The organism is Aeromonas sp. ASNIH1, assembly GCF_002934285.1.
Classification (GTDB): Bacteria; Pseudomonadota; Gammaproteobacteria; order Enterobacterales; family Aeromonadaceae; genus Aeromonas; species Aeromonas caviae.
Window position 1 is genome coordinate 4,894,238 of record NZ_CP026228.1, and the last position, 23,649, is coordinate 4,917,886.

Consider the following 23,649-nt stretch of genomic DNA (forward strand, 5'->3'; position numbering starts at 1 on the left):
GCCCGGCTTCGCCAATCTTGCTATGCTGTCGCCTCATGCCAGAGGGGAGAGAAGATGAAGTATACGGTCGATACCCACACGCACACCGTCGCCAGCACCCACGCCTACAGCACCATTCACGATTACCTGCCCATCGCCAAAGCCAAGGGGATCAAGCTGTTCGCCACCACGGACCATGGCCCGGACATGGCAGATGCTCCGCATTACTGGCATTTCGTCAATCTGCACGTGTTGCCCAGGGTCGTGGACGGGGTCGGCATCCTGCGCGGCATCGAAGCCAACATCAAGAACATCGACGGTGAAATAGACTTCCCCGAGCGCTACGAATCGCGGCTCGACATGATCATGGCGGGCTTTCACGAACCGGTGTTTCCCCCCTGCGATCAGGCGACCCATACCCAGGCCATGATCAACGCCATTCGAAGTGGTCGGGTCGACATGATAAGCCACCCCGGCAACCCCGCCTTCCCTATCGATATCCAGGCGGTGGTCAAGGCAGCGGCTGAGTATCGAGTGGCGCTGGAGGTCAACAACTCCTCGTTCAGTCACTCCCGTGCAGGTAGTGAAAGCAACTGCCGCGCCATCGTCGAGGCAGCGCGCGATCTGGGTGCCTACCTCACTTTCGGCTCCGACTCCCACGTGGCATTCAGCCTCGGCGACTTTGATCACTGCCATCGGCTGGTCACCGAAGCCAACTTCCCACATGAGCGGATCCTGGCCCGCTCCCCCCGCGCACTGCTCGATTTTCTCGAGAGCCGTGGCCGTGCCCACATCCCGGAGTTCGTTGACCTCTGATATGCCTTAACATCATGAGCCAACTCATAAAATCGAGTTGGCTCAATTGACTTGTCCGGCTTTTTTCACGACTCTGAACATCAAGCCGCCGGTATAGCTCAGTTGGTAGAGCAGCGCATTCGTAATGCGAAGGTCGTAGGTTCAACTCCTATTACCGGCACCAGATAAAACAAAGGGTTAGCTTCTTCGTGGGGCTAACCCTTTGTGCATTTTTGCTATTTCGTACTTGCTCGCGTACTTGTAGAACCAACCATAGCTTTTGGCATTGCCTACTTCCTCCCCCTAAACTTGCCACCAGACGAGGCCTTAATTCACACCTTCACACGCGGTCTGCCTCGTGCAGTGTCGTGCTTGGGCAAGTTGCCTTTGAAAAAGGTACGGTGCTTTTTGAGTTTCAGCCTAGCGGCTGACTCTGATTTGGTCAGATAAGCAAGCGCTTTTTGTAAATAGCACCGTTTCGTCTTGTCGGCATGCCCCACCATGCCAATCCCGCACTCCCGGTATTCAGCCTTTTTCTGATTGCAATTATGCCCTCTGCCTCGATTGCCCGTGATACGCAACCATTCCTTAATGATGGCATCTGCATAGTAAACATCACGCTGGACATGAGCACCGTTCATAAAAACTGCCAGGTGAAAATGAAAGCCTGTTAGAGGTGCAAATTCCAAACGACAAGCATACCCGACCCAATTGGCAGCTAATGCCCCCTTACGACGGGTTTTAAACAGCGCTTTTTTGTGCTTGATGATCTCCTCAATAGAAAGCGCGTCCAAGAACTCCGTTTTGTAGTACAAATCGACCCGCAGCACCAGAAGACGAGCATAGCGCCCAAACAGCCGATTCACGTAGCGATGCAGTGATGCTGTATTCTTCTTAGCTCCCTTCATGAAGGTATGGCACTTTCCCTGCATAGTTTCAGACTTCAATTCCGATATCAACTGTTGATACCTGAACTTCAGATTGACCTGCGCATCTTTGCTGACGCCACCATCCATGATCATCTCATGAAGTTGATGCTTGACGACGAAATTGCACAAGCAAGCCAACTTGGGATGCAAATTAAAAAATTCCTGATGCTTGTATACCTGCATAGCAAGCGTGACTATATCTGATAGTTCTCTCCCCTCCTTAGTTAGAGGGTAAATCCACCCCAGAATTTCAGCTGAAAATAGAGCAGGGTGGGCATCCATCTGTTCCAGTTTGTCGATGAATTTGAATAGCGCCTGATAATGAATAGATTGAACAAGCATTTCACGCAACGCTCTTGTTATTGGAATTGCATTATTCATACGCAATGCTTTGCTTGGTTCTTTCTGTATAGGGATAGCATCAATGTCGATACTATTATGAACATACTTAGACATACCTTCCCTTTCATTTAATCCTTGGTGTTAGTAGCGTGTAAGGACATGTGGTCATGTCCTACTCGTACATCTGGTTACAGGCTTCATCTTGTTGATTACGCCTGTACTCTGATCCATCATTGTCGACTGTGAGTCTGAATGATTGGATAACCAGTTAGGTGGTTATTTATTATTCTGTTAAATACTGAGTTAGATGAACTATAAATAACATTAAAAACCAATATTAATGACTCGATGGCACGAAATATTTTTGAGGAAAAGGTTCGAACACATCTTAGTTTAACCAGTGCAAATGCTCTGTAAGAGTTATTTTTTATTTGTATAGTTAGTGTCTATTACCCCCCTTCTCTGCACTCACGCTATCATCTAACCAAGAGTGGGTTTTGTGAGTCACTGTTAGCTATGTAGACGCTTAACATTATCTCCGTTGGCTATAAATATGCTTATTGCTATATAAGCGCCTTTATAGCTACACATGAAATGTGTCAGATGCTACGTATTAAAGCACCTGCAGTTACACAAGTGCCCGTCTTTGCCCTGGCAGGTAATAGTTGACATAACTCGTGCCATTAAATTGGTGCTGGGTCACTGCCATGCGATTAACAAGTGCATTCAGTGCTCGCTCCAATTTTACTTTATTCCGGATGCAATTCGGACCAAATTTGCGGATATCATTCTTCTTGAATGCACCATTCTGGCTGCGATGCAGATTGATTTCCAGCCAACGTTCTAGTTCATTCGCCTCGCGAATATCGTTCGGAACTGTACGTTCTTTAAATTGTTGGATGAAATGCTGGAAGTACCAGTTAACAATAACTATTGCTGCATGCATGCTCACGTCAGAGATGACTGGACTACGTTTAGTAAAGCAGTGCAAGACTGCGGCAATTCTTGAAGCATGCTCCATGAATTTAGAAGCAAAGTCCCGGTACTCACGCCATTCTCCGAAGGGACCAATGTTGTTCTCAACGTAATTTGATGCTTCGAACCAGCGCGCACGGGCTTCTGGCGACAGTGTTAAGCACATTCTGGGCTTACCCAATTCACGGCGCATCTGAGATGCCTTAAGCAGTTTTTCTACCGTGTGGTAGAAGTCGTTCAAAGAGGTGGCATTGACATCTCCTGGCGACAACTCATCACAGAAAAATCGTGATCCCTGGGTTGAGTGGGGCTCAGACAACAAACAGCGAGCGAAAAACCCAGACTCGCGAGCCTGCTCGCCTTGACGATCAAGAAACCGTTCAAAGAGCGGCCCCTGAACCATCAGGGAAAGGCTAAATCGGTAATCACCGATCGTTGTCGCTCCCTGAGTCGATACTCGCATAGCCGAAATTGGTTTTGCCCCCCACAAAGAGTTCAGTACAGAGGTCTCGCGCATGAAATCACTGGCAAAAAGATGTGCGGACTCATCCGAGAAGACACCAATGGTGTGACCATAGGCGCTAATGGCATGTTTGATGGCTGCACTCGTCACATCATTCAGAAGCCACTTCTTATTCGATGGAACTGGAGGCTTGGCGGCCTCTACCATTCGTAATGCCTGTTTTTCAGACGAGGCATCTCCTTTCGCCAGAATGGCTTTATGCAACGCCTTCTTACATGCCTTTTGCTCTTCTTCCCAGACACTGAGCTCGATGGTGTATTGTTCATACGCATCACGATATTGCTGTTCTGCTAATAGTTCCAGTTTACGAAAAGGCTTCATCACCAGCTCGTCAACCGCTGTTTTTCGTTCGCCCGAGTCAGCCTTGGTAATAATAAACAGGGAGACTGGGTGAATAAGGTCTGCTTTAGGACTGACATCCACCAGATCTTGGCAAGCCAGTCCCATCGCACTGAGTACGGATGAGGCAATCAAACCAAGGGGCGCTTGAGTCTGCTGTTGGATCTGACGCATGACGTCTTGCAGCTGTTCATCGAGTACATGAACAGGAAATTCTCCAATCAGATTGAGCTTGATGGGGGTTGCGTACATTTTAAGATCTCCTTCGTTAATACAGGGGGAAACTACTGGATGCGTGAGGTAAGCCACTGATGTACTGATGACAGCAACCACCCCACTGAACTACTTCCCAAGCGCAACGGCTTGGGAAAGTCGGGGTCATAGGACTTGGATTTGGGGTTAAGTTTGTTGTAGATGGTCGAACGTGAAAGCCCCAGGATGCGAGCTAGCTCCTTGATGCGCACAACTCGATGTAACGTCTCACGGTCCCAGTAGTGACCATCTTCTTGCAAGTTCATGATTCATCTCCGCTTTGGTTTGGACTGAGGGCAGACTAACTCCTCCTGAAAAATGAAAACGCCGAAAATGTGCAGAGATATGGCTAAAAGCTGGAGAGCCTTTCAAACTCCTCGACAAGAAATTCTGTATAGGAACAGGCCATGGTATGGTTGACCCGTAGCGCGGCTTGCTTTTCTCTTTGCAGACTGGACGAAAGTAAAGAAGCGGAAAAAAATTACAAACACAGTACATATGCAGAGGTTTAAACAAGGTGTCACAACCAACAACCGATAAGCTAAGACCAAATGGCCATAGCCTCGATGAGTTCGTTACATTTATGTATGACGCTTTTGGATTGAGGGATGGTCGCCAACATCAGCTTCAAGAATTAAAGAGTATTGATGCCCTTTTAGATATGGTCAAAAAAATGACCATGGGCCTTGCTAAACATCTTGTGAGCAATAATGAAAAAAGCACCAATGTGCTCATGCTGTCAGATCAGCTCATGGTCATGTTTGACTTCATGAACCAGATGTTACTGCATTTCAATAGAACTGAAATATTTTCTGATTTATCAAGATCTCAACTGTATGTACTTTTTCTACGTGATGTGCAATTGCCTTTCATGAGACAAGCAATTGCACTTATCACCAATCAAGACGAACCTATTTTCCACTCACCATTGGATAGAAATGAGTTTCGTGCAGATAACTTGATGACTCACCTGTTGTACATGCTGACTCCTGAATATCTGCAACACGCAGAAGTAAACGTTAATGCATGGATGTGTAGACAAAAAAAATTTCTCAGCCATGGTGTTGGAACAACTTTTAAAAAGGCTCTTCGGGGGTATAAAGGAAAAACATCTATAATCAGTCTGCACACTATCGACAAGCTCTGTCAGGAATTACATGAGGATAACGTCTCTGTTTCCTCTAAGGAATTTCCCTCAATGAATGAGCTGAAATCATTTTGGTATGGGGCTAAATAGCTGTTCCGAATAGTAGATCACCGGAGGAAGGGAACTCAGTCCAGTTTGTGCGATCTGATTAGTCGCTAAACAAAACAAGCCACACCCAAAGGACTGAGTTGATGCCTATCCTACCACCTCTGCCACGACCACAACGGCGCCGCATTCACAAAATCATCCATGCCACCCGTGATAAAGGACATGCTCGTCGCTTGATGGCCATCTTGCTGTTACATGAAGGACGCACGATCACCGATGTTCATCACCTTACCGGCGCTGCGCGCTCGACCATCGGTCGTTGGCTTCGGTGGTATCGAGATGAAGGCATAGATGCGCTAGAAGCCTTACCGGCTGGCCGTGCCCCAGTCTTACCTATCGCCAAGATTGTCACCCTACTGGTGCTGCTCATGCAGTTTTCTCCGCAAGATTTTGGTTATCAGCGCAGCCGTTGGTGTACTGAACTATTGGCTATAAAAATCAATCGGTTAACAGGGCTCAATGTGGCAGCCTCCACGCTCCGCCGATGGTTACCTCGTATGGGCATTGTCTGGCGCAGGCCCGTGCCGACCTTGCGGATAAAAGACCCAGCCTATCAGGAAAAAATGGCGAATATCGACGCCGCGCTGGCCCGCTGTGATGCCGATAATCCGGTGTTTTATGAGGATGAAGTCGATATAGACCTCAATCCCAAATTAGGAGCCGACTGGATGTTCAGAGCGCAGCAAAAGCGGGTTGTCACACCGGGGCAGAATGCCAAGCATTATCTGGCAGGCGTTCTCCACGCAGGCAACGGAAGGGTACTTTACGTCAGCGGGATCAAGAAAAACTCATCGCTGTTTATTGCCATGCTGGAAAAGCTGCGCCACCACTACCGACGAGCCAAAACCATCACGTTGATCCTCGATAACTACATCATTCACAAAAGCAAACAGACCGAGCGATGGTTGAAGAAGAATCCCAAGTTCTGCCTGGTGTTCCAGCCAGTTTACAGCCCTTGGGTTAATCACATAGAACGGCTATGGCACAAGTTACATGAAACCATCACGCGCAATCATCAATGCAGAGGGATGGCAAACCTGCTGGCCCGAGTGAAACACTTCATGGATACCGTGTCTCCTTTCCCGGGGAATGGCTATGGCACAGCGAAGGTGTAGCACTATTGGGATCAGTTATTTAGAATTGCAATATTTTTCTCTAGACATATTGATTTTTCAATTAGTCCTATGTATGCACTTGAAGAGCTGAAGGACAACTGTCTATCTTTATTCACAGACTTATTAAAATCTGACTCTCCATACCTGCACTCAGATACACTGATGGCATTTTTCGACAAAGTCAGTACGAAAATAGCTAAATCCTCGCTAACAAGTGACGAACTTAACGTGATATTTAATACCATATCAGATAGTTCAAAATATAATATCCTCCCACCACGAGGAAAAATAATAAAGCCTATTATCCAATTCTGTTACGACTTCAATGCTGTAATCTCGTTTATTGCCAATGGTGAGCTAATAAATTCTCACGAGCGTTCGCTATCAATTCTAAATAGCGAAAATAACTTTTCAGCCGGGCGACTCCACAGTATTTTAATCCGTTTAATGTTAGCATTAAAGATAAAGCTGTATGTTTCCAGTATAAAACACCGCGAATATGAGAATATTGCGAAAGTAGCATTTTTACATGGAGGTACAGGCTTTTCGTTAGAGAAAAGCCCTCAAGATCCATTTAAAGAAGTCAATGAAAGTGTGTTTTCTACACCATCAATCCTTTATGCATTCTCTTCCATTCAAACCTATGCAGATGTTTTGGAGTGTATTGAGACACTTTCAATGGAAGAAAAAACAGCAATGATGATCCCATTTCCAAATAAGCTAGAAAGGGCTCTGAATACACTTTATAGCTCATATCCTGACTTGCATGCTGCGCCATTAGATAAAATCAGAGTATTATTGACGCCATTCATGAAAAGTAATTGCATTCCCTACATACCAAAATCTACACTTTACAACTGTCTATGCGAGATAAATTCACTCATTGATTTTTGGCCATCTTGGATAATGGAACAATCCGTTAATGTTCAACGATTCAGTCGCGAATCTATTTACTTAAAAGGAAAAATTCTTCATTCAATTGATCCTTATCGATACAAAATAGATTTTCATAAAAATCATGATGTGCTCAATTATGCCGAGTTAACTTTAAAGAGTGATGGCCAGCGTGTTTTACAAGAGTATGTTCCTTTTCCTCTTGAAGAGGAACTGTATAACCATTATGCATTTGAAATATTTTCCAACGAAATAAAAAAACGATTAAAAAAATAACAATCAGTTCCAACAATACACCTCCAGCGAAGTGCGCTTCTGCTACTCCCGCTACAATAGCAAAAAAAAGCACCCCAAATAGGCCCCCTTCGAAACCCCTTCTTGTTTTTTGATTTTAACAAAAAGAAACTCAAAATAATTTTAAACCTATATTCCCATCTTGAATTAACCAATGAATGGGATTTTACACATGGCACATCTGATCGACACCATAGCCTACACCGGCCAAACCCCCTGGCATGGCCTCGGCAATATATTGCCCCCGAAACAATCTCTCGATATCTGGCTGCAGGCAGCCGGGATGAATTGGACTATTGAGCAGAGTGACGTAATGTTTAACGTCGCCTCCGATGCACTCCATATTCGTCCTTATTCAGACAGCAAGGTTTTGTACCGCTCTGATAATCTGGAACCTCTGTCGGTTGTTTCACGGAGATATAATGTGGTCCAGCCTCATGAGGTGCTGCACTTTTATCAAGACTTGGTAGAAGTAGGCGGCTTTGAGTTGGAAACTGCAGGTTCGCTCAAGGGCGGCCGCAAATTATGGGCGCTGGCTAAAACAGGTCAAGATATGAAGCTGAAAGGTGGCGACAGGGTAAAATCATACCTACTGCTTGCCACCAGTTGTGATGGTACGCTGTGCACTACAGCACAATTTACCTCGCTACGAGTTGTCTGTAATAACACATTGCAAATAGCATTGCGGGATAATACTGGGGCGATCAAGGTTGCCCACTCAACCCAATTTAATGCTGCTGCCGTCAAAGAAGCATTGGGCCTTGGCATGGCAAATTGGGATCGTTTCCAGCAAGAGATGGCGGCGTTGAGCAATCGTCCAATATCCCCAGTAGAAGCCCTTAATTTCTTCGGTGAGCTACTCAATGATCCGGCTGGCGATGATGAGAATATTATTCTCAGTCGTCCCGCTCAAAAACTGCACGAGCTGTATATGGGCGCAGGCATGGGTTCAGAGCTTGCCAGTTCCCGCAATACCGCCTGGGGGCTGGTTAATGCAGTCACCGAATACGTGGATCACCACCGCCGTGCTCGTAGCCAAGATCACCGGCTCGATTCCGCCTGGTTTGGTCAGGGCGCCCAACTCAAATCCCAAGCCTTGAATCAAGCTCTCACCCTGCTGCAGTAATTCCGTTTCCCCATTCAAACCGCATAACGACCTCACCCGGACTGGCGCAAGCCAATCCGGGCGTAGCCATTTATGCCGTCAACAAGGAATAGTCATGAAAGCAAAAGCCAAATATGGCCAAGTGCATATTCCGGCCGATCATGAACACCGATTCCGGTTCAACGTGAACACCATTTCCGGACCAATGTGAACGCTCATTCCGGCTCAACCTGAACACTTTGCTCCTCCTTTCCGGAAACAGTGTTCAACATCCCGGAATCACTGTTCACATTCACCGGAATCATCCTTAACGCATTGATTTAACAACCTTTGATACGCTCTCCCTTTTGCCAGGGAAGAGCCTATGTCTGCCAAGAGGATTGCAATGCGTAAAATTCGTGAAGTGCTGCGACTGCGGCTGGAAGCTGACCTCTCTGTTCGCCAGATAAGTTGCTGCACCAAGGTCAGCGTTGGCTCCATCCAGAAACTCCTCAAAAGTGCCCAGACGCTCGGCCTGACCTGGCCCTTACCTAGCCAGCTTGATGATGGCCAACTGGCGGCCCTGTTCTATCCGCAGGCCGATACCACCATCTCGGCCCGCCATGTTGTACCGGATTGGCCCTCTGTCCATCAGGAGCTCAAGCGTAAGGGGGTCTCCAAACAACTGCTCTGGGAGGAGTACACCCAGCGCTATCCCAACAGCTGTTACAGCTACTCCCAGTTCTGCGACCGTTACAAATCCTGGTGTCAGTTGCAAAAGCGCTCCATGCGCCAGATCCACAAGGCGGGGGAAAAGCTCTTTATCGACTACTGCGGGCCCACGGTGCCCATCGCCTCGCCCTCCACGGGGGAGGTCCGTCAGGCCCAGATCTTTGTCGCCGTGCTTGGTGCGTCCAACTACACCTTTGCCGAGGCTACCTGGTCACAGTCACTGCCGGACTGGTTGCAAAGCCATGTCCGTGCCTTTGAGTTTTTCGGCGGTACACCGGCACTGCTGATCCCCGACAACCTCAAAAGCGGTGTCAGCAAGGCTTGCCGATACGATCCCGAGCTCAACCCCAGCTACCAGCAGTTGGCCGAGCACTATCAGGTGGCAGTGATGCCAGCTCGCCCTTACAAGCCCAAGGATAAAGCCAAGGCTGAGGTGGGTGTGCAGATCGTCGAGCGCTGGATCCTCGCCCGCTTGCGCCACCAGACCTTTTTCTCGCTGGCCGAGCTCAACCAGTGCATCCGGGCCTTGCTGGACGAACTCAACGAGCGCCCGTTCAAGCAACTGCCCGGTAACCGGCGCGAGGCGTTTGAGCAGTTGGACCGCCCGGCGCTGGGACCACTGCCGGTGCATCCCTATCGCTATGTCGCCATCAAAACGGTCAAGGTCAACATCGACTATCACGTCAGCTATGAGCAGCACCACTACTCGGTGCCACACCAGTATGTGGGCCAGCAACTGGAGCTCCATGCTGGCGACACTTTGCTTCAGGTCTATCACCAGCAACATCTGGTCGCGAGCCATCCGCGTAAAACCATCCCGGGGATGAGCACGCTCCCGGAACATATGCCGGAACGCCACAGCAAACAGCAACGCTGGACGCCAGGCCGTCTCAAGCAATGGGCTGCTGACATCGGACCGGGCACCTTGTGCTGGGTTAGCGAACGGCTGGAAGAGAAAGCCCATGCCGAGCAGGCATACCGACTCTGCCTGGGGCTACTGAGTCTTAGCCGGGAGTATCCGCCATCACGGGTCGAGGCCTGCTGCCAGTTGGCTAATCGGGAAGGACTGGTGCGACTCAAACAGCTCAAGTCGGTGCTGAGCAGTGGCCGCGACAAACTGCCCGCAAGCCCGCTGAGCTACCCAGAGTTATCGCAAGAGCACGAGAACATCCGTGGCCCCCAGAGCTTCCACTAAAGAGGATACGCCCCATGACCCAACAAACCCTGACCCGCCTGAGAAACCTGAAACTGACCGGCATGGCGGATGCAGTGCAACAACAACTGGAACAGGCCAGTACCTACGAAGGGCTGCCCTTCATCGAGCGTCTAAGCCTGCTGGTCGAACACGAACAACTGAGCCGGGAGCAACGTAAACAAGCTCGGCTAGTCAAGCAGGCGCGGCTCAAACTCCAAGCCACGGTGCAAGAGGTGGACTACCAGTCTGCACGCAACCTGGAGCGGTCACAGGTTGCAAACCTGGCCCAAGGAGAGTGGCTGCGCCGAGGCCAGAACCTGCTCATTACCGGCCCCTGTGGCTGTGGAAAAACCTACCTGGCTTGTGCGCTGGGCTACCAAGCCTGTCAGCAAGGGCATAGCACTCGTTACTACCGGCTGCCACGTCTGCTGCTTGAACTGAGCCAGGCCAAGGTAGATGGCAGTTACGCCAGACTGCTGGGTCAACTGGCAAGGATAGAGCTACTGGTCCTCGATGACTGGGGACTGGAAGCGGTGAATGCCGAGCAACGCAACGCACTGCTGGAGATCATGGATGATCGGTATGGGAAATACTCGACGGTCGTGGTCAGTCAGTTGCCAACGGAAGAGTGGTACGCGAGCTTGGGGGACAACACCCTGGCAGATGCGATCCTGGACCGGCTGATGCACAACGCTCACCGGCTGTCACTGAAGGGAGAATCGATGAGAAAGAGGAGAAGTGAGTTGACCCAATCTGAACAGTCGAGTTAGGGAAAGTGCGAACAAGTATCCCACGAACAAAAAATGAAAATTTTAGTCATTTAATATCAATGGGTTACCAGTAAATGCTCTCGTGCCATATGACTTATTCGCACCTTCCCTAGGACTCTCATAGCAACATAACGCCCCACATAAACGGCGCGAGGTACGAGCGTCCGGCGACCGAAGGGAGCGAATTTGATGTGATTGTTAGCTGTTTTCATATTCGGTTGCCTTTGGATAGATTGCAGCTTTCACACAGCAATTGAAGGTTACGAACGCTATTACTGCCCCCTTTTGAAAAAGGAACAATATGATCAAAACACAACTTAGCCTTTGAGCCACACTCGACGCATTTGCCCCCATCACGCTGCCAGACTTCCCGCTGAACCGCCCTAGGGATAGCCTCTCTACGAGGCTTAACGGGTTTAGCTTTTGGCATTTTTGAGACATCAACGGGAATTAAACCTTCTGCGGTTACAGGCTCGTGTTCCTCTGGCGTTGGGCTGGCTTTAAGTTGAGGTAAAGGTGCAAATGCTTTAAATGCATTTATGTAGGCTACAAGATCATCAAGTTCTTGGTCGCTTGTAACTATGAGCTTTAAGGCAGGGTTGCCTTTTTTTAGACCAGGCGATGCATATGTATTGCTGTGACGTCCTGACTCGCCTGCATACTCAAGTGCTATTTCAGGAACTTCTTCGTTTTCTGGTGGGTATGGAAGCCAGACAAATGCATTATCTTCCCTATTGGGCTGGTCTGTTTGAACTACCACCCCTAAGTTGTCCGTAACATCCCATGCTTTAACTTTAACCGTGGTGCGAGAAGGGGCGCCAAATTCTTTGGTAATTCTTTCAATGACTCGATCTTTAAACATTCAGACCAGTTCTCCGTTGTTTTTCTACAGCTAACAATTTATTGTACGGAATCTATCCGTGATTTTGGGGTGGATCGGGTCGTCATAGTCTGGTGTGAGACTATGTACCGGAAGCTTGAAAATCTCGGATAAAGCCCGCTTTGGCAATGTTTTTGTACCGCATAGATTATGCAAAAATGCGGAAAGTTTCTTCATAGTCAGCAATGGGACTTGCTCGTGTATATACTGTTTATATATACATGTGGAGGTGACTCATGCGCAAGCCTCATTCGCCGTTTTTGGCAAGCATCTATGAGCAGATGTTGATGCTGCGTTACGCGATGGCAACCGTTGAAGCCTATCTGCACTGGATCAAGGCATTTATCCGTTTTTCCCGGATGAAGCATCCGGTCGAGCTGGGTGAGGCGGAGGTTCAGCAATTTTTGTCCTATCTGGTCACCGAGCGCCATGTGGCTGTCAAGACTCAGGCCCAGGCGTTGAATGCGCTGGTCTTCTTGTATCGCACTGTCTTGTTACGGCCTCTGCAGCTCGAGATGAAATTTACGCGCAGCCAGCGCCCTCCCAAACTGCCAACTGTTTTGACGCAAAGTGAAGTCCGAGCCTTGTTGCTGGCTATGCCAGTTCATCTTCGTCTCTTGGCGCAACTGATGTATGGCAGCGGACTCAGGCTGATGGAGGTGATGCGCCTGCGGGTGCAGGATATCGACTTCAACTACCTCTGCCTGATGGTCTGGAATGGCAAAGGGGGCAAGCACAGGCGTGTGACTCTGGCCTCGGAACTCATTCCGGCCCTGCGGGAGCAAATTGCCTACGTCCAGCGCTTTTATATGACGGACTGCTTAAACGACGCGTATGCCGGGGTGGCCTTGCCGACGGCATTGGCGCGCAAGTATCCGGCCGCCAGCAAAGAGCTGGGTTGGCACTACCTGTTTCCGGCATCCCATCTGAGTCGCGATCCTGTCGATGGGGCCTTGCGTCGACATCATCTGGATCCAACCACCCTGCAAAAAGCGGTTCGTGCCACGGCGCGTCAGTTGCAGCTGGGAAAACCGGTCACCTGTCATACCTTGCGCCATTCCTTTGCCACCCATTTGCTGGCGCGGGGGGCGGATATTCGAACCGTGCAGGAGCAACTGGGCCATTCTGATGTTCGAACCACACAAATTTATACCCATGTGCTGCAAAACGGCGCCAATGGGGTACGTAGCCCTTTGTCTGATCTGTAATGGTTGGGGGGCGGGACGCTCGGTTTTTCAGAACGAGTGGCCTGACGCAGGCACGCTACCGCCCTTAGGTTACAGCTCCTAGAGGCTGACATCCGTTTCAGGTGGTGGCTTGTTACCCGGGCCATTTTCATCCTGATGGCCTGTTCTTTTCGTCAAACTATGCTACGGATTTCAGTTTCATATGGAAATAAATAATCGACGGGATTTGCAAAAATGTGCGATAGACAGGGAAGGTGCGAACAAGTTCCTGATATGAGATCATCATGTTCATCCGGAGCGCATCCCAGAGGGACATCATGAGCCATCAACTCACCTTCGCCGATAGTGATTTCAGCACTAAGCGCCGTCAGACCCGAAAAGAGATTTTCCTCTCCCGCATGGAGCAGATCCTGCCATGGCAGAATATGACCGCTGTCATCGAGCCGTTTTATCCCAAGGCGGGCAATGGCCGACGGCCCTATCCGCTGGAAACCATGCTACGCATTCACTGCATGCAGCATTGGTACAACCTGAGCGATGGCGCGATGGAAGATGCTCTGTACGAAATCGCCTCCATCCGTCTGTTTGCCCGGTTATCCCTGGATAGCGCCTTGCCGGACCGCACCACCATCATGAATTTCCGCCACCTGCTGGAGCAGCATCAACTGGCCCGCCAATTGTTCAAGACCATCAATCGCTGGCTGGCCGAAGCAGGCGTCATGATGACTCAAGGCACCTTGGTCGATGCCACCATCATTGAGGCTCCCAGCTCGACCAAGAACAAAGAGCAGCAACGCGATCCGCAGATGCATCAGACCAAGAAAGGCAATCAGTGGCACTTTGGCATGAAGGCCCACATTGGTGTCGATGCCAAGAGTGGCCTGACCCACAGCCTAGTCACCACCGCGGCCAACGAGCATGACCTCAATCAGCTGGGTAATCTGCTGCATGGAGAGGAGCAATTTGTCTCAGCCGATGCTGGCTACCAAGGGGCGCCACAGCGCGAGGAGCTGGCCGAGGTGGATGTGGACTGGCTGATCGCCGAGCGCCCCGGCAAGGTAAGAACCTTGAAACAGCATCCACGCAAGAACAAAACGGCCATCAACATCGAATACATGAAAGCCAGCATCCGGGCCAAGGTGGAGCACCCGTTTCGCATCATCAAGCGACAGTTCGGCTTCGTGAAAGCCAGATACAAGGGGTTGCTGAAAAACGATAACCAACTGGCGATGTTATTCACCCTGGCCAACCTGTTTCGGGTGGACCAGATGATACGTCAGTGGGAGAGATCTCACTAAAAACTGGGAATAACGCCTTAAATGGCGAAGAAACGGTCTAAATAGGCTGATTCAAGGCATTTACGGGAGAAAAAATCGGCTCAAACATGAAGAAATGAAATGACTGAGTCAGCCGAGAAGAATTTCCCCGCTTATTAGCACCTTCCCTAAAATGAAAGAAGCCAATGCGGTCTTGTTGATGGATAAATTTATCTACTACCTGAAGCAACACCGCTTATATACCCGCACACTTGGAATTATTTGAGTCTCTAACAATGAGGGGATCTCTGAGCCCGCGATGTGGTCAAGCGGGCACTGCACTACAATGCTGCCGCCCTGATATTGGTGCATAACCACCCGTCGGGATACCCGGAACCCAGCCGGGCAGATATCGAGATCACCCTGCGCCTACAGAATGCCCTGGCACTGGTGGATATCCGGATTTTGGATCATCTGGTCGTCGGTACTGAGGGTGTGGTGTCGCTGGCAGAACGAGGGAATTTGTAACTACCACGCCGGTCAGGGAGCACATGGAGGAAGGCATGGTCAGCAGTGAGCTCTACTACGACTTACCATCATTAGGAGTACACAGAAAATGGGAACCATAGGGAGTTGGGGATTACACACCCAAGTTCAACCACGTTTTGGCGCACGTGCAATTGTCGAACGAAACAGGGTCTCCCTATTTTTGGATCGCTGCGGCGTCTATGGCGATGGCCCACTCCATTACTACAGACCCATGGCACTTGTCATTTCTCTTTCGCTGACGGCTTCGGGGGTGACCACTGCATCTTTCAGCATCAGCTTGCCGCGCAACAGGCGATCCAGATGGACATCGAACGCATCAAATCGCGGGTGAGTCAGGGTCGGCAAGTGGATAAACACTGGTTTTTGCTGGCCGATGCGGTAGACCCGGTCTGAGGCCTGGGCCTCTTTGGCTGGGTTCCAGTGACGCTCCAAGTGGATCACATGGTTGGCACTGACCACGGTCAGACCGACCCCTGCAGCCACAGGGGACATGATTATCACATTGAAACCGGCTTGAGCCTCGAACTGGCTGATCAGCTTCTTGCGCGTCAGATCCTCGACTTTACTGGCCACCGCCTTGGTGTCGCCATTGATGATGGCGATATCCAGGCCGTAGATCTGATCCAGCCAGAGCTTGAGTACTCGCTGCAACCGCTTGGTCATCATAAACAGAATGACTTTTTCGTTCTGGCTACGGATCTGCTCCAGTAGCTGCAGAACAATGGTGAGCTTGCCGGATTCCTGCATGTACTGACGGGCCTGCTTGGCATCCTGACTGTAGAGCGCAGCTTCGTCATCCAGCCTTGGATGCAATGAGATGCTTCTGAGCCGGGAGAGTGCAGCCAGGGCCGCTCCTTGCATGTTTTCGTCACTAGCCCGGCGACTGCGATACTCATCGAGTACGGCATCATAGGCCTGCAACTGTAAGCCGCTCATGACGCGGCTCAATTCGGGGTGATAGCGTTGCAGCTGGCTATCTGCTTGCTGTACGCCACTACATATGGTCTTGCTGGGTAGTCCCTTGAGCTGCTCCTCTTTGACTCGGCGTAACATGAAGGTACCTACGGTGCGGCGTAATTGCTCGCCGATTTGGATACGGATCAGGTCGCGTTCTTGCTCTTCGGCATTCAGAATGGGTTTTATCCAGCTGTCCCGGTAGTGTTGCCAGCTACCGAGCAGCCCGGGTTGGGCGGTATCCAGCAAACACCAAAAATCTCCCAGGCTGTTCTCCACTGGGGTTCCGGTTGCCAGCAGCTTGAAGTCAGCCTTGAGGCCTTTGGCTGCACGGGTCTGTAAGGCATTGGGGTTCTTGATGTTTTGCGCTTCATCGAAGATCACCATACCCCAGTCGATGCGGCAGAGTGAAAACTGGTAGTCCCGCAAGGTTTGATAAGTGGTGAGTACTAGCCGTCTGTCCATGTCCAGCCGATGGATCCCGGCCTCTGGGCCTATGGCCAGGGCATAGCGGATGCTTTGTTCATCTAGCATGCCGCTTTCATCTGCCAGCGAGGCCAACTGTACCGACTCTCTTTCTGCACCTCGGATCCGAAACCTCCCTAGATCACGACCTGCTTGCAACACCACCTGGTCGCGAAACGGCACGCTGTTATAGGTCTTGGCGACCTCATCTTCCCAGTTCTCCAGCAGACTCAGTGGCGCCACCACCAGAATGGGCTTTTCTGCCTGGCCCAGGCTGCGTTGACGATGCAGGTATTCACCGATGGTCACCAAGGTCATATAGGTTTTGCCCAACCCCATGTCATCGGCCAGCAGGCCGCCTTGCAGTCGGTAGAGATCCTCGGGATCTTCATGCAAGGCCACATTCAGCAGTTTTAGCATCCATTCGATGCCTTCTTGCTGGTGAGAGAAGGGCGTGCGCGCATAGCGTGACCAGTCAGGTGAGGCTGGCAGGGTGGCGAAATTGGTCTTGTTCAACAAGGTGGTATGGATGGCATCCGCCTCCTTGAGAATGACGGCAACGCGCTCTTTGACTTTTTCTTCGTCTACTGGTGTCTCAAGTGTGACTGATTCATCTGCTGGTTCATCGTCGAGGCCAGAATGGCCGGCAAGACGTTGCTTGATGGCGGTAACTTGTTTTTCCACTACATCGACGTTGGTGATGTCGATCGTCTGTTCACCAAAAGTCAGAGTGCTGGCGCCTTGGGCTCGTGCCGCTTGCAATAGATCTTCAAAACGTTGCAATTCCTCAGGCGACTGAATAAGTCCGCTGAGTACCTCCGGGGGTGATGGACGGGAGTCAAGAGCAAACCAATTGTTTTGGTTGGTATCCAGCCCGCCAAAGTCCATGTACTGTAGTCGGCCTACACCTGCGACCCTAATGGAGAAACCAACCTCGAGATTAACCAAGGCGGCATCCAAAAAAGCGGTAGGGGTGGCAATAAACTCATTGACCTTGTCGGCAGGAATGCGTGTATTGGCCAGTACGTTGCGGATCCCGGCCAACCGGGGTTCGTCCAGCAGTACTACGCGATTATCTATTCGCAACACGCCGCCATTAGCGCTCATATCTATCTGCGCCCATCGCTTCTGCAATTGATCTGGCGTGGATCCCTCTCCCAGACAGGGGCAAAGCTGCAGGCTACCATCCGGCATGCGGGTGGCTATGATACCTATGTTGTCCGGCACCACTACGTCAAGGCGCTCAAAATGACTAAGGTCGATGCGCATACCACTTCGTGCCGCCGTTTGCAGCTCGGCCATCAGTCGCAGGTTAGCGGTTTCGCCTCGCAGCTCGGCTGTCAGGGTCTCGTGTTGCTCCCAAGCCATCAGTCCCATTAATTCTGCTGGCGTCAGCCAATAGCATTCTTGGCTACCCAAGTACAGAAAGGGCCCTTTGCGGGTAAAGGGGGTTTCCCCTTCAGGCATACTGGCGGTAATGGCTACCCGAAAGCCGCTGTTACCGGTTCGGCCGTGAATCGTGGAGACAAATTGCCCGGGGAAGCGGGGCGGCAGGTCCAGGATCTCGGCTTGTTCGCCATCCATACCAGTGATGTCTTCTGCCTCAATATGAAAACCATTAGCAGTGGTCTCGGCCACACCCTGCTCGGCCAACATGTTGAGGCAGATGAGTTGCACCTTTTGCCGGGTGTTCCCCTGTCCTACTTGCAGTGATTTGAGCTCACTTGCTGGCAGGAAAAAATTCAACCCGCTGGAGTCAGGTTGGCTGTGAAAACCTAACTGGTTGTTGATGGCGTTGTCCGTGTCGCCAATAAAGGATCGCAAGAATTCGACTAAGCGCATTTAGTGGCCTTTATGATGCTCTTCATAAGCGGTTAATTCCGCGGCTGCTACGGATGTGAGGTGCCAGCCATATTGGCTGTTTTGCCAGCAGAGCGTACCAAGGGGCCCATAAAGCTGTTGATTGATCTCTTGAACTGTCATGCCCAAGACGTTGGCGCCATGACGAGCTCTGTCACCGGCATTGCTGGCAAAATATTGCAGTACCTTAAGCTCTAGCGGTTTGAGCTGGCTAACCCGGGGGCAGAGTTCGGAGAGCGAAGGCTCCGCAACAGTGTTAGCGCTGGTTATTTCATCCGAATGGGGTGTTGCTGGAGTGGGTTTGTTCTTGTATTTGAACCTGCCATTCAGCTTTGAAAGCTGCTCAGCTGATAACTTGTTCACTGCACGTGACGCATTCGCTGGGAGCTGCTGGGGTTCTTCATAAAGCTTGGCCTGATGGGATGCCTCCCTGACTTGATCTACTGGTGATGGACTGAGACTAGTTAGAGCTGACTGGTGAGTTATCGTGTCGACAAATGACTTGGCTGTCGGCTGGCTGGGAGTTGGCACCGGTGTCCGTTTGGGATTGACTGCAGGGATGCCAAAGCGGCGAAGCTGGTATTGGTAGTCCTGGCGGCTCAGTAGTTGCTCCATATCCAGACCGATGCCGTTGTCTGCCAAGAAGGTGAAGACCTTGTGCTGCCAAGTGTGTGGTGTGTGGACGATGCTGGCGAGAGGAAGATTGCCATATCGTTTTTGGTAGCCAGCAGGAATGGTGGATGTCAGTGCGGCGTGGCTGAATATCCGTTTCTCATAAGTGGTCAGTATGTCACTTGGGGGCGCCAAATAGACCCAAATTTTGAAACTGTGGGAACCTTCAATCAGGTAGAAATCGCCACAGTCCAGATAGATCACCGCTTTATCGCTCATAGCCCCATCCATGGGAGCGAAGCTGGTTTTTACTTCCTTACCCAAAATCCCTTTAACGATTTGCTGGGCCCGGTTACCGAGTAGCAGACGGGTATTACGGATCAGTTTGAGTTTGAACAAGCCCTCCAGAAACAGCTTTCTGGCGGGAAACATCCGCTGTAATTCGTCGTTATGACTCTGGATCCCATATTGCTCAACGGCCTGCAAAAAGAGGCGAAGATCCTCTTTGGATAGCCAGCCTCTGACCTTTTGAATCCGTGCCTCGCCCAGTGGTTGCCACCATTGACGGTAATTTGTGGCGGCGCTGGATATGCGGGGATCGCCTGCCAGGTTGAGGATGAAGGTTTGCCAGACATCGCTGGGCTCCTGGCCTGTACGGTCGATCAGGATCTCCAGCGCGGCATGGCCGATACAGCGGTCCCCCTCAAAGGGAGCCTTGCTGACCGAGGGTTTAAGTAGCTCATCCATCACAGGTGACCATTCGTCCAGTGACAAAGTGCGCAAGGTCTCGAGATAGAAGTGAGCACGACAGATATCGCCGTAACGGCCATCATCCAGGCCTTGCAGGCCCAGTTCGCTAAATGTCACACCAAGCTCGCGTCCTGCTTGTAGCGTCTGCTCTGCAAGTTGACGAGGGCCGTCCAATCCAAGAAGTTTGTGTCCTTCTTGTTTTAGGCTGATGAGCGGGTTCGGCCGCAGGGTGGCAATACGAGGTTCTGGCAGTTGCTCCAGTTGTGACAGCAGTGCCAGCTCCAGCATGGCACGAAATCCATCATGTTGGTCTAACAGGTCGAATTGACGAAAGTAGAGCTGCACCAACTGCTGGAGTGTGATGCGGGTCAGCCTGGGTTGTTGGGCATGCAACAGCGCGGAGAGGAGTTGGGGGCTGAGCAGTCGCTCGGCATACCGGTCGCCACTAAGCCAAAACCAGCTAAGGGCTCGTGCAGTGAGTCGGCGCTTCAGTAGTCCAGGTAATGCCTCAAACCGGCCTGAGATGGCCATGTTGCGCAGTGAGGTGAGCATCTGGCTGAAGGCGTCGTTGTGCCCTGCAGCCCCCTCCATCTTGGAAGCCTTCGTCTGGAGTTCGGCCCAGGCGTTTACCGTGGGTAGGCCCCAAGAGGTTTCCATGGATTTGGCCTCGGGCAACTTCATTGCTGAAGTTCCTCCTGCAGCCGTTCCTTCACTTGTTCGTACTGTGCGCTGTCTGGTCTGCGGATGGTAAAACGAATGTCGATGCGACGATTACGCTTAAAATCTGTCTCCGTCACTTGATTAGACACCGCTGGCCGTGTTTCTCCATAGCCACTGACCGAAAAGAGGGGATGGCCATCTCTATTTTTCAGCCGGGATAGTTGTTCATCACCGATGAGTGATTTTTCCCAAAACTGCCAGAGGGAAATGGCGCGGAAGGTTGACAGCCCCCAGTTACCCTTGCCCATAAAGCCCTGCAGGGGACGGTTGTCGGTATGTCCTTCGATGAAGATGGTATCTAGGAACTCCACTCGATTGTCACGAGAGATTACCATGTTAAGCACTTCGCCTATTTCCCTGGCCCGAGATTGATAGGTCGGACTTATATCAAAGGCGCCAGTTTCAAAGCCGAGCAGTTCGTTGGGAATGCTCAAGACGGTGTGATTCTGGCTGACCTCTACCTTGATGCCGCGCTTGCGCAGGGTCTCTACTGCTTCGTCAAGAATTGTGCGGCGTACTTGCTCGGCTTGTTTTAGCGCGACAATCTCTTCTTCAAACTTGGCTTGTTTATGCTCCAGTTCTTTTTGGATCTCCATCAGCTGCAGGATCAGGATCACCGAGGCCATAATAAAGATGACGAGCAGGGCGGACATGATGTCGGAAAAGGACATCCAGTAGGGGTTTTCTTCGTCAACGTTGGTGGTTTGAGCTTTACGAAATTGCATCAGCGTTGCTCCAGCTCATCCAGCACACTGCTCATGGCTTCGGCCGTGTGATACATCTTGGTGGCATATTCCAGAGAAACCTTGTTCCACTGATCCATACGCTCATGAACCTGGGCGCTGACTTCGCTGGCGTATTTTTGCAGCCACTGTTCAGCCTGTTTTTCGATGGCTTCAACTTGGGAACGCAACGTCTCGCCTAAGGCATTGAATTCGGTTCTCACCCCTGTCAGGAATTGTTGCTGCGTTTGCTTCATCTCAACAAAGCCATGGCGAGCCTCACTGGCAGCCTGTTCGAACCGCTCCGCTCCCTGCAGCAGGCCATCTTGCAATCTGGCCAGCATTTCGGCTTGTTGCTTGAGTTGATCAGTAAGTGCAGCATTTTGGCTACCGGCTTGCTCGATTTGTTGTGTCACTTGTTCCAAGCGCTGCCCCAGTAGATCGGCGGCAGAACGGACATTGGTGGAGAGCAGGCCTAGCTGATTGGCACTGCTGTCCATATGCTTGCTGCTCTGGGCTGCGGAATCGGTCACTTGCTGCAAGCGAGTCAGCAATTGCTGGTGCTGTTCCGCCATTTGGCGGCTTTGTTGTTGACCGGCTTGCACTGAGTCGGCTAAGGCGGTCAACAACGCTTGCTGCTGTTGTGTTACGTCAGTCAGCTGCTGTTGGAATTTATCCTGACGAATCTGTTCGCGAACATCCGCCTGAGCACCTTGTTGACTTACGTTATCCAGCAGTTTGCCAACGGCATCCTGCAATGTGTTCTGTTGTTGCTGTACGGCCGAGGTCATAGCCTCGATTTGCTGTTGGCTCGCGGTGCCCAGACTGCCCAGCATTTTTTGTTGCTGCTCCAGTAACGTGGTTTGCTGTTGCTCATGTTGCTGGGCCAAGTCACCCATCATCTTACCAAATCGACTCTCCAACTGGCCTTGTCGTTCGTCTGCCGAATTGGCCAGTTGTTGCAACTGCTCCTGGAAACGTTTGGACTGCTCATCCTGAGCATCCAGGCTGCTAGTCTGTTGAGAGCTTAATTTACTAAAAAGCTGTTCAAGACGTTCGCCCATGCTGCTGACGGCGATATTGACATCCGCGGCCACTTTTTCGAGCTGTTCACCCTGTACTCTGCCTGCCGAGCTCATACCCTCCATAAAGCTGCTTACCAGGTTTTCCATCACCTGGCTTGATTGTTGATTAGTGGAATGAACTAGGGTTTGGATGGCCGGCCCCATGATATTATTAAGTGTGTCAGTGAGGGCATTTTGCATAGCTTCGCTCATGCCATTGATGCTTTCTTGCAGTCGGTCTCCGATCCGCTCGTGCAGCTCCTGCAGTGCTTCTTTACTTTCTTTGCTGTACTCGGCGATATGCACCAGAGATTGTTCCGCAGGGAGTCTTGGATAGAGGAAATCAATCCTGTTTTGCAGGTCTTGGATATCGTTCAGCGCTTTGCGTTCAAACAGCTTTTCACACAGATTGAGCAGGAGACTGAAAGCAACCCCCCAGACCGAGGTCATAAATGCAACTGCTGCGCCAGAGATGAGCTTATTGATACCACTCTTGAGGGTCTCGATTTCTGCCGTATTGCCCACTAGCCCCTCTAGACCAATGGTTAATCCAACAAAGGTTCCGAGCACCCCGATCGCCACTAAAAAGCTGGGGGTCGCTGCTAGTAAACGGCTGGCGGTTAGGCCCGTTGCCAAGGTTTTTGCATTGAAAAAATGCTCCGCGTCAATGCTGTTGAAAAGTTGTTTCTTGTCAGAAGATAAGACAAGGCTTTCATCAAATTCCTGCCAGAGATGACCAATATTGTTGGCATTCAGCTTTTGAGCCCTCTGAAGTATTTCACGGCGAGAGTAAGCCAATGTTTCTCTACTTTGCCCATCCAACAAAGATCTCAATGCTTTGTTTCTTTCAATGAAATTGAGGTAGTGCTTAATCAAAAAAAACAGGGATAGTAAAAAGATGAAGCATGTGAATGACCAGAACCACGCACTGATCCCATTGGTAGTGCCATTCAGCATCTGGCTAAAGTCAGGCCATAGGTGTTTAAGTAAATCCCACATGTCTAATCCCAAATGTTCAACTGATTCTTGAAAAAAACCGGCAGTCTTTAACCTAGTGTTTTGACCAGGTCGAGATAACGAATGAACAAAAACAAAGTAATCCGCTCAACAGATGAGCCGCGTCAATCTGGTTTTGCCGGCACCATACCACAAACTTA

Annotated in this window: 17 protein-coding genes, 1 tRNA gene and 2 pseudogenes; 12 read left to right on the top strand and 8 right to left on the bottom strand. The window is 50.6% G+C overall.

Annotated features, from left to right (window positions below; translation table 11 throughout):
* Positions 1–54: 54 nt before the first annotated feature.
* Both C2U37_RS23535 and C2U37_RS23540 read left to right on the top strand, forming a co-directional pair.
* Positions 55–795, top strand: coding sequence for a phosphatase (locus C2U37_RS23535; protein ID WP_005324180.1), 741 nt, complete (start codon positions 55–57; stop codon positions 793–795).
* Between the two features lie 87 nt (positions 796–882).
* Positions 883–958 (top strand) — tRNA-Thr (locus tag C2U37_RS23540).
* Between the two features lie 148 nt (positions 959–1,106).
* Here the strand turns inward: C2U37_RS23540 and C2U37_RS23545 are convergent.
* From C2U37_RS23545 to C2U37_RS23555, 3 genes are all read right to left on the bottom strand, one after another.
* Positions 1,107–2,159 carry a YagK/YfjJ domain-containing protein gene (locus C2U37_RS23545; protein WP_080689687.1) on the bottom strand — a complete coding sequence of 351 codons (1,053 nt, stop codon included), beginning with the start codon at positions 2,157–2,159 and terminating at the stop codon, positions 1,107–1,109.
* Positions 2,160–2,673: 514 nt separating this feature from the next.
* The gene (locus tag C2U37_RS23550; protein ID WP_024941028.1) at positions 2,674–4,134 is read right to left on the bottom strand and encodes a YfjI family protein; all 1,461 of its coding nucleotides are present in this window, start codon (positions 4,132–4,134) and stop codon (positions 2,674–2,676) included.
* Positions 4,135–4,166: 32 nt separating this feature from the next.
* Positions 4,167–4,400 (bottom strand): helix-turn-helix transcriptional regulator, encoded by a 234-nt coding sequence (locus C2U37_RS23555; RefSeq protein WP_080689276.1) that lies wholly within the window; start codon positions 4,398–4,400, stop codon positions 4,167–4,169.
* Positions 4,401–4,651: 251 nt separating this feature from the next.
* Here C2U37_RS23555 and C2U37_RS23560 point away from each other — a divergent pair, with 251 nt between their 5' ends.
* From C2U37_RS23560 to istB, 6 genes are all read left to right on the top strand, one after another.
* Positions 4,652–5,371: a hypothetical protein gene (locus tag C2U37_RS23560; protein ID WP_158656311.1), complete on the top strand. Its 720-nt coding sequence runs from the start codon at positions 4,652–4,654 to the stop codon at positions 5,369–5,371.
* Positions 5,372–5,472: 101 nt separating this feature from the next.
* The gene (locus C2U37_RS23565) at positions 5,473–6,504 is read left to right on the top strand and encodes an IS630-like element ISAhy2 family transposase (protein ID WP_001809438.1); all 1,032 of its coding nucleotides are present in this window, start codon (positions 5,473–5,475) and stop codon (positions 6,502–6,504) included.
* Positions 6,505–6,666: 162 nt separating this feature from the next.
* Positions 6,667–7,674: a hypothetical protein gene (locus C2U37_RS24795; protein ID WP_158656313.1), complete on the top strand. Its 1,008-nt coding sequence runs from the start codon at positions 6,667–6,669 to the stop codon at positions 7,672–7,674.
* Between the two features lie 190 nt (positions 7,675–7,864).
* The gene (locus C2U37_RS23570) at positions 7,865–8,818 is read left to right on the top strand and encodes a DUF932 domain-containing protein (protein ID WP_104453311.1); all 954 of its coding nucleotides are present in this window, start codon (positions 7,865–7,867) and stop codon (positions 8,816–8,818) included.
* Between the two features lie 343 nt (positions 8,819–9,161).
* A complete protein-coding gene (gene istA / locus C2U37_RS23575) occupies positions 9,162–10,703 on the top strand; it encodes an IS21 family transposase (RefSeq protein ID WP_024944013.1) in 1,542 nt (513 codons plus the stop codon).
* Positions 10,704–10,717: 14 nt separating this feature from the next.
* Positions 10,718–11,473, top strand: a complete 756-nt coding sequence (gene istB / locus C2U37_RS23580) for an IS21-like element ISAs29 family helper ATPase IstB (protein ID WP_059296348.1) — start codon at positions 10,718–10,720, stop codon at positions 11,471–11,473.
* Positions 11,474–11,681: 208 nt separating this feature from the next.
* Here the strand turns inward: istB and C2U37_RS23585 are convergent, their stop codons facing one another.
* Complete coding sequence (locus C2U37_RS23585) at positions 11,682–12,335, bottom strand: HNH endonuclease (protein ID WP_041204581.1); 654 nt, start codon at positions 12,333–12,335, stop codon at positions 11,682–11,684.
* 254 nt (positions 12,336–12,589) lie between these two features.
* Between C2U37_RS23585 and C2U37_RS23590 the strand changes: the two genes are divergently transcribed.
* The 4 genes and pseudogenes from C2U37_RS23590 to C2U37_RS25420 form a co-directional block, all read left to right on the top strand.
* Positions 12,590–13,561, top strand: a complete 972-nt coding sequence (locus tag C2U37_RS23590) for an integron integrase (protein ID WP_024941042.1) — start codon at positions 12,590–12,592, stop codon at positions 13,559–13,561.
* Positions 13,562–13,857: 296 nt separating this feature from the next.
* Positions 13,858–14,838, top strand: a complete 981-nt coding sequence (locus tag C2U37_RS23595) for an IS5-like element ISKpn26 family transposase (RefSeq protein ID WP_024941043.1) — start codon at positions 13,858–13,860, stop codon at positions 14,836–14,838.
* Between the two features lie 273 nt (positions 14,839–15,111).
* Positions 15,112–15,324 (top strand): annotated as a pseudogene (locus C2U37_RS23605) (JAB domain-containing protein); the annotation flags it as partial.
* An 88-nt stretch (positions 15,325–15,412) separates the two neighbouring features.
* Positions 15,413–15,484 (top strand): annotated as a pseudogene (locus tag C2U37_RS25420) (hypothetical protein); the annotation flags it as partial.
* A gap of 62 nt (positions 15,485–15,546) precedes the next feature.
* Here the strand turns inward: C2U37_RS25420 and C2U37_RS23610 are convergent.
* The 4 genes from C2U37_RS23610 to zorA are packed head-to-tail and all read right to left on the bottom strand — an operon-like array spanning position 15,547 to position 23,491.
* Positions 15,547–18,606: a DEAD/DEAH box helicase gene (locus C2U37_RS23610; RefSeq protein WP_024941045.1), complete on the bottom strand. Its 3,060-nt coding sequence runs from the start codon at positions 18,604–18,606 to the stop codon at positions 15,547–15,549.
* A complete protein-coding gene (locus tag C2U37_RS23615) occupies positions 18,607–20,667 on the bottom strand; it encodes an EH signature domain-containing protein (RefSeq protein WP_024941046.1) in 2,061 nt (686 codons plus the stop codon).
* Entirely contained in the window at positions 20,664–21,431 is a 768-nt protein-coding gene (locus tag C2U37_RS23620; protein WP_024941047.1) for an OmpA/MotB family protein, read from the bottom strand. Before C2U37_RS23620 ends, C2U37_RS23615 begins: the two co-directional genes overlap by 4 nt.
* Positions 21,431–23,491, bottom strand: a complete 2,061-nt coding sequence (gene zorA, locus C2U37_RS23625; protein ID WP_024941048.1) for an anti-phage ZorAB system protein ZorA — start codon at positions 23,489–23,491, stop codon at positions 21,431–21,433. The genes C2U37_RS23620 and zorA overlap by 1 nt, the downstream gene beginning before the upstream one ends.
* Between the last annotated feature and the right edge of the window lie 158 nt (positions 23,492–23,649).

Coding starts and splice junctions, on each gene's coding strand:
- istB (WP_059296348.1), top strand. CDS start 10,718: ATGACCCAACAAACCCTGACCCGCCTGAGAAACCTGAAACTGACCGGC.
- zorA (WP_024941048.1), bottom strand. CDS start 23,491: ATGTGGGATTTACTTAAACACCTATGGCCTGACTTTAGCCAGATGCTG.
- C2U37_RS23565 (WP_001809438.1), top strand. CDS start 5,473: ATGCCTATCCTACCACCTCTGCCACGACCACAACGGCGCCGCATTCAC.
- C2U37_RS23590 (WP_024941042.1), top strand. CDS start 12,590: ATGCGCAAGCCTCATTCGCCGTTTTTGGCAAGCATCTATGAGCAGATG.
- C2U37_RS23595 (WP_024941043.1), top strand. CDS start 13,858: ATGAGCCATCAACTCACCTTCGCCGATAGTGATTTCAGCACTAAGCGC.
- C2U37_RS24795 (WP_158656313.1), top strand. CDS start 6,667: ATGGCATTTTTCGACAAAGTCAGTACGAAAATAGCTAAATCCTCGCTA.
- C2U37_RS23545 (WP_080689687.1), bottom strand. CDS start 2,159: ATGTCTAAGTATGTTCATAATAGTATCGACATTGATGCTATCCCTATA.
- C2U37_RS23570 (WP_104453311.1), top strand. CDS start 7,865: ATGGCACATCTGATCGACACCATAGCCTACACCGGCCAAACCCCCTGG.
- C2U37_RS23535 (WP_005324180.1), top strand. CDS start 55: ATGAAGTATACGGTCGATACCCACACGCACACCGTCGCCAGCACCCAC.
- C2U37_RS23555 (WP_080689276.1), bottom strand. CDS start 4,400: ATGAACTTGCAAGAAGATGGTCACTACTGGGACCGTGAGACGTTACAT.
- C2U37_RS23585 (WP_041204581.1), bottom strand. CDS start 12,335: ATGTTTAAAGATCGAGTCATTGAAAGAATTACCAAAGAATTTGGCGCC.
- C2U37_RS23610 (WP_024941045.1), bottom strand. CDS start 18,606: ATGCGCTTAGTCGAATTCTTGCGATCCTTTATTGGCGACACGGACAAC.
- C2U37_RS23615 (WP_024941046.1), bottom strand. CDS start 20,667: ATGAAGTTGCCCGAGGCCAAATCCATGGAAACCTCTTGGGGCCTACCC.
- istA (WP_024944013.1), top strand. CDS start 9,162: ATGTCTGCCAAGAGGATTGCAATGCGTAAAATTCGTGAAGTGCTGCGA.
- C2U37_RS23620 (WP_024941047.1), bottom strand. CDS start 21,431: ATGCAATTTCGTAAAGCTCAAACCACCAACGTTGACGAAGAAAACCCC.
- C2U37_RS23550 (WP_024941028.1), bottom strand. CDS start 4,134: ATGTACGCAACCCCCATCAAGCTCAATCTGATTGGAGAATTTCCTGTT.